Genomic DNA, 4,492 nt, shown 5'->3' with positions numbered 1-4,492 from the left:
CGCTGCGCACGCTGCCGGTGCCCGACGCGCCCGACGTCGACGCCGACACCTGGCGCGTCGTGCGGCTCGGGGCGCTGGCCGACCTGCTCGCCGCCGCGGCGCTGGTGCGCACCGCCGTGCCGGCCGGGACCGGCGTCGCGGTCACCGACCCGTACCGGGCGACGGGGCGGACGCTGACCTCGGTGCTGCCCGCCGGTGAGCCGGTGCTCGTCGACTGGCCCATCGGTTTCGACCTGCCCTGCCAGCAGCCGCCGCGGGTGGCCGGCGGGATGGTCGAGCCCGTCGACTGGTTCGTGCAGAGCGCCACCTTCGAGAACACCCCGCCGCTGACGATGATCGACGGCGGCGGCTCGTACGCCACGCTGGGGTCGGTGGCCACCCTCACCCCGTACCGGGGGTTCCTGCCCGGCGCCGGCTACCGGGAGTGGGGAAACCTCGTGCGCGTGGAGTACGACCTGCCGCGCGGGCGGTACACCGTCACGGGCGGGCAGCGGGAGGTGCCCGGGTGGCGCTGGTGGGACGGTGCCGGTCCGGGCCCCAGCCCGCAGCAGTTCCTGCCCACCCCCTGACGGCACGGCGCGGCACCGTGCTCAGGCCGCCCGGTGACCCCGGCGCAGCACGTTCTCCACGAACCGGTACGACAGCTCCCCGGCGACGGCGGTGACGGCCACGTTGACCGCCACCCACACCACCACCGGCGCGTGGTGCAGCGGACCGGTCAGCGCCCACTGCGCGAAGTTCTGCCAGAGGTAGAGGGAGTAGGTGCGCCGTCCCACCGCCACGGCCGGCCGCGAGCGCAGCAACCGGCGGATCCCCGCGCCGCCGCCCCCGGCGGGCAGCAGCAGCGAGGCGACGAGCAGCAGCGCCAGCCCGGAGGCCAGCGGGATGCCGAGGACGTAACCCGTCCAGGAGTCCAGCGACACCGTGAGGGCCAGCACGAGCAGCCCGGCCACGCACAGCGCCGGCACGGCGCGGGAGCGACCCAGCCGGGTGAGCGGGGCCTCCGCCGCGCGGTGGACGTAGCAGACGGCGAGGGCGCAGCCGGCGAGCAGGCCCGTGGCGTGCAGCGGCGTCGCGAGGTAGGAGATGCCCGGGTCGTGCCAGCGCCACCACGAGGCGACGTCCGCGGTGGTGGAGAGCAGGGCGAGCCCGCCGAGGAGGAGCACCAGCGCGCGGCCGCGGACCCGCCGGTGCAGCAGCAGGAGCAGCAGCAGCGGGACGGCCGTGTAGAACTGCTCCTCGACGTTGAGCGACCACAGGTGGTCCACCTGCCACGGGACGTCGTGCCCGGCGACACCCGCCCAGTTGGCGACGTAGAGGGCGTTGAGCACCGCGGTGGCGAGGGCGACCTCCCACGGGCTCGTCCGCCGGGCCAGCAGCGACCAGAGGACGAACACGGCGAGCAGGCCGAGCAGCGCCGGGTAGAGGCGGCGCACCCGGCGCACGTAGAAGCGCCGCAGGTCGATGCGACCGGTGCGGGCGTGCTCGCCGAGCAGCAGGCTGGTGATGAGGAACCCGCTCAGCACGAAGAAGACGTCGACGCCGACGAAACCGCCGGGCACGCGCTGCTTGTCCAGGTGCATGCCGACCGTCCCCAGCAGCGCCAGCGCCCGGACGCCGTCCAGCGCGGGGGTGGGCACGAGGAACCGCGGGCCCGACCCGCCCCGCGGCGGGGGGACCGCCGCGCCGCCCCCGTCCACCCGCACCGCGTCGCCCACCCGCACCGCGTCGCCCACCTGCACCGCGTCGCCCACCCGCCGGCCCGAACCCTCCACGTGCCCCTCCCGATCGCGTGTCGCACCGCGCCGGGGCACCCCCCGTGCCACCCGGCCCAGCGCACCCTAGGGCGCGCCGTGCCACCGCGACAGGAGGTTTGGCCGAGCAACGTCCCCGGACGGCGGACGGGCCCGCACCCGGTGGGTGCGGGCCCGTCCGGGGCTCCGGGTCAGCGGAAGGTGACGACCGCGCCGCGGGTCTGGGTCCAGGTGATCGAGCCGCCCTGGAAGTCGCTGCGGCGGCCGCCGTTCACGGCGTACTCGTCGGAGGTGGGGTAGCCGAGCCGGCCCGCCTCCCAGCCCTGCCCGCCCCACGCGTCGCGGATCGCGCCGCGCACGACGTGGGCACCGGTCCGGGGGGAGAAGTAGATCGAGCCGCCGGAGAAGGCGGAGAACGCGCCGCCGGGCAGGGTGACCTCGTCGGTCACCGGGTAGCCGAGGGCGCCGGTCTCCCAGCCGCTGGCGGCCCACTTGTCGCGGATGAGGCCCTTGACCACGTGCGCGCCGGTGGGGCGCGACCAGTAGATCGAGCCGCCCTGGAAGTGGTTGAAGGCACCGCCGCGCAGGGCGACCTCGTCGGTCACGGGGAAGCCGAGGGCGCCGGTCTCCCAGCCGTTGGCGGCCCAGCGGTCGCGGATGAGGCCCTTGACGAGATGGCTGCCGGTGGCCGGCGACCAGTAGATCGAGCCGAACTGGTAGTGCCGGTAGGAACCACGCGTGCGCGGGGTGGGCAGCTCGGCGGAGGTGGGCGCCCCCAGGACCCCGCCCAGGGCCGCGGCCTTGGCGGAGATGTCGGAGGACGCGAGGGTGGAACCGTCCACCCGCAGGGTGCGGTCGGGGTTGCGCACGAGGGTGGCGATGCTCATCCGCCGCGGGTGGTAGCCGTTGAGGTTCTCGCCCAGGTGGAAGGTCGCGTAGGCCATGCGCAGCCGGCCGGCGCCGTCGATGAAGCCGGAGGACCCGCCGGGGCCCTGCGCGGTGCCCGCGCTGGCCAGCAGCGGCACCTTCGCGGGGGCGCGGCGGCACGGGCCGACCGGGCCGTCGCAGATGGCGTAGCCGCTGGCGTAGTTGCTGTGGCCCTGGTCGTCCAGCGGGTCGGACAGGTTGCCGGAGTAGAACAGGTACCAGGTGCCGTCGTACTTCACCATCGACGGGTTCTCGATCCGGTGGCCCTCCCAGGGCGAGCCGGCGTCGGTCTCCAGCAGCTTCACCCACGGCGCGCCAGGCTTGGGGAAGCCGTTGTCGCCCAGCTCCACGACCTGCAGCGACGAGGGGTGCGAGCCGATCTTGCCCGAGGCGCTCCACACGAGGTAGTTGCGGCCGGTGGACGGGTCGCGGTACGGGAACGGGTCGATGGACCCGCCCGGGTCGACCTCCAGCGGCGCGCACTGGATCGGCCCGGCGCCGGAGACGTCGCGGAACGGGCCCAGCGGCGAGGGCGCCGAGGCGACCGTGAGGCAGAAGCGGGTCGGGGAGACCCGGACGGGGGAGTACGCGTACCAGGTGGCGCCGATGTTGAAGACGCCCGGCGCCCAGTAGTCGCGGTTGATCCACGGGCCCTGCTGGTGGTGGACGCCCCAGGACGCGGGGCGGACGAGGGCGTCGTTGGTGTTGTACTTGTCCCAGTCGCCCATCGCCGCCTGGCGGATCTCGACGGGGATCTTGGGGTCGTTGTTGACGCTGTAGCCGCCGCGGCCGGGCGGGCCGTCGTCGGAGTAGCGCGGGTGCACCCGCCACGTCACGGCGTCGGCGCTGGTGAGCACCGGGAGCACCCGCCCGCCCACGGGGGAGGCGTAGGCGTAGTAGGTGCCGCCCACCCGCACGACGGTGGGGTCGCCGAAGTCGCCCGTCCACACCTTGCCCGGCTCGAACCAGCCGGCGTCCGGCGGCAGCGCGGCACCGGCGGGGGCGGCGGGGACGACGGCGGCCAGCGCGGTGCCGGCGGCGGCGGTGAGGACCGCCGCGAGTCGGCGGACCTTGGTGGACAGGCGCACGGAGCCCTCCTGCTGTGGCGGATGCGCTGCGAGGGGTCCCCGCGCAGCGTGCGACGCCTGTGCATCGGCAGGGGCGCGCTCGGACTTTAACCCGTCCGGCTGCTCCGTCCGGAGCAGTTGAGCCGATCCTGCGTCACGCTCAGCGACGCAGCGTCGTCACCTGGCCCGTGCTCCACGAGTACACCAGCGCGCCGCCCTGGAAGTCCGAGCGGCGCCCGCCGCTGACGGCGTGCTCGTCGGAGGTGGGGAAGCCGAGGGGGCCGGCCTCCCAGCCCTGCCGGGCCCACGCGTCGCGGATCGCCCCGCGCACCACGCGGGCACCGGTCGGCTTCGACCAGTAGATCGAGCCGCGCTGGAAGTGGTTGAAGCGGCCCGTGCCGCGCGGGGTGGGCAGCTCGTCGGTCACCGGCATGCCCAGGGTGGCGGCGTTGTCGCCCGCGAGGTAGCGCGCGGCGATGAGCCCGTGCACCTCCTGCGCGAGGGTGCCGCGGGAGACGAGGATGCTGCCGGAGCGGTAGTCCTGGCGGGTGCCGCCGTTGAACGGGCGCTCCCCGCCCACGGCGGGGCCCAGCACGGAGCGCTCGCCGCCCAGCCGGACCCAGTGCCCGGCGATCGGGGAGACCGCGCCCGTCCACCACGACGTCTCCGCGCGGCCGCCGCGGCGGGTGAGGGAGACGTGGACGTGGTCGGTGTGCGGGTTGGAGCCGGTGTACGGCTGCCAGC

At 75.4% G+C, this 4,492-nt stretch carries 4 protein-coding genes; 1 reads left to right on the top strand and 3 read right to left on the bottom strand.

Translation table 11 applies throughout. The annotated features are described in order from the left end of the window. Positions 1–569: arabinosyltransferase C-terminal domain-containing protein (locus tag ABEB16_RS21095; RefSeq protein ID WP_345714145.1), on the top strand; the 569-nt coding region annotated here is incomplete at its 5' end. A 21-nt stretch (positions 570–590) separates the two neighbouring features. Here ABEB16_RS21095 and ABEB16_RS21090 read toward each other — a convergent pair. From ABEB16_RS21090 to ABEB16_RS21080, 3 genes are all read right to left on the bottom strand, one after another. Beyond that, complete coding sequence (locus ABEB16_RS21090) at positions 591–1,775, bottom strand: acyltransferase family protein (RefSeq protein WP_345714144.1); 1,185 nt, start codon at positions 1,773–1,775, stop codon at positions 591–593. A 170-nt stretch (positions 1,776–1,945) separates the two neighbouring features. Further along, positions 1,946–3,769: a family 43 glycosylhydrolase gene (locus ABEB16_RS21085; protein ID WP_345714143.1), complete on the bottom strand. Its 1,824-nt coding sequence runs from the start codon at positions 3,767–3,769 to the stop codon at positions 1,946–1,948. Between the two features lie 139 nt (positions 3,770–3,908). Then, positions 3,909–4,492, bottom strand: a 584-nt coding sequence (locus ABEB16_RS21080) for an LGFP repeat-containing protein (protein WP_425560283.1), incomplete at its 5' end; no start/stop codon positions are given.

Origin of the sequence: Kineococcus glutinatus, assembly GCF_039542765.1 — a bacterium.
Taxonomy (GTDB): domain Bacteria; phylum Actinomycetota; class Actinomycetes; order Actinomycetales; family Kineococcaceae; genus Kineococcus_A; species Kineococcus_A glutinatus.
The sequence above is the reverse complement of the archived record's forward strand: the minus strand, read 5'-3'. Positions and strand labels throughout refer to the sequence as shown.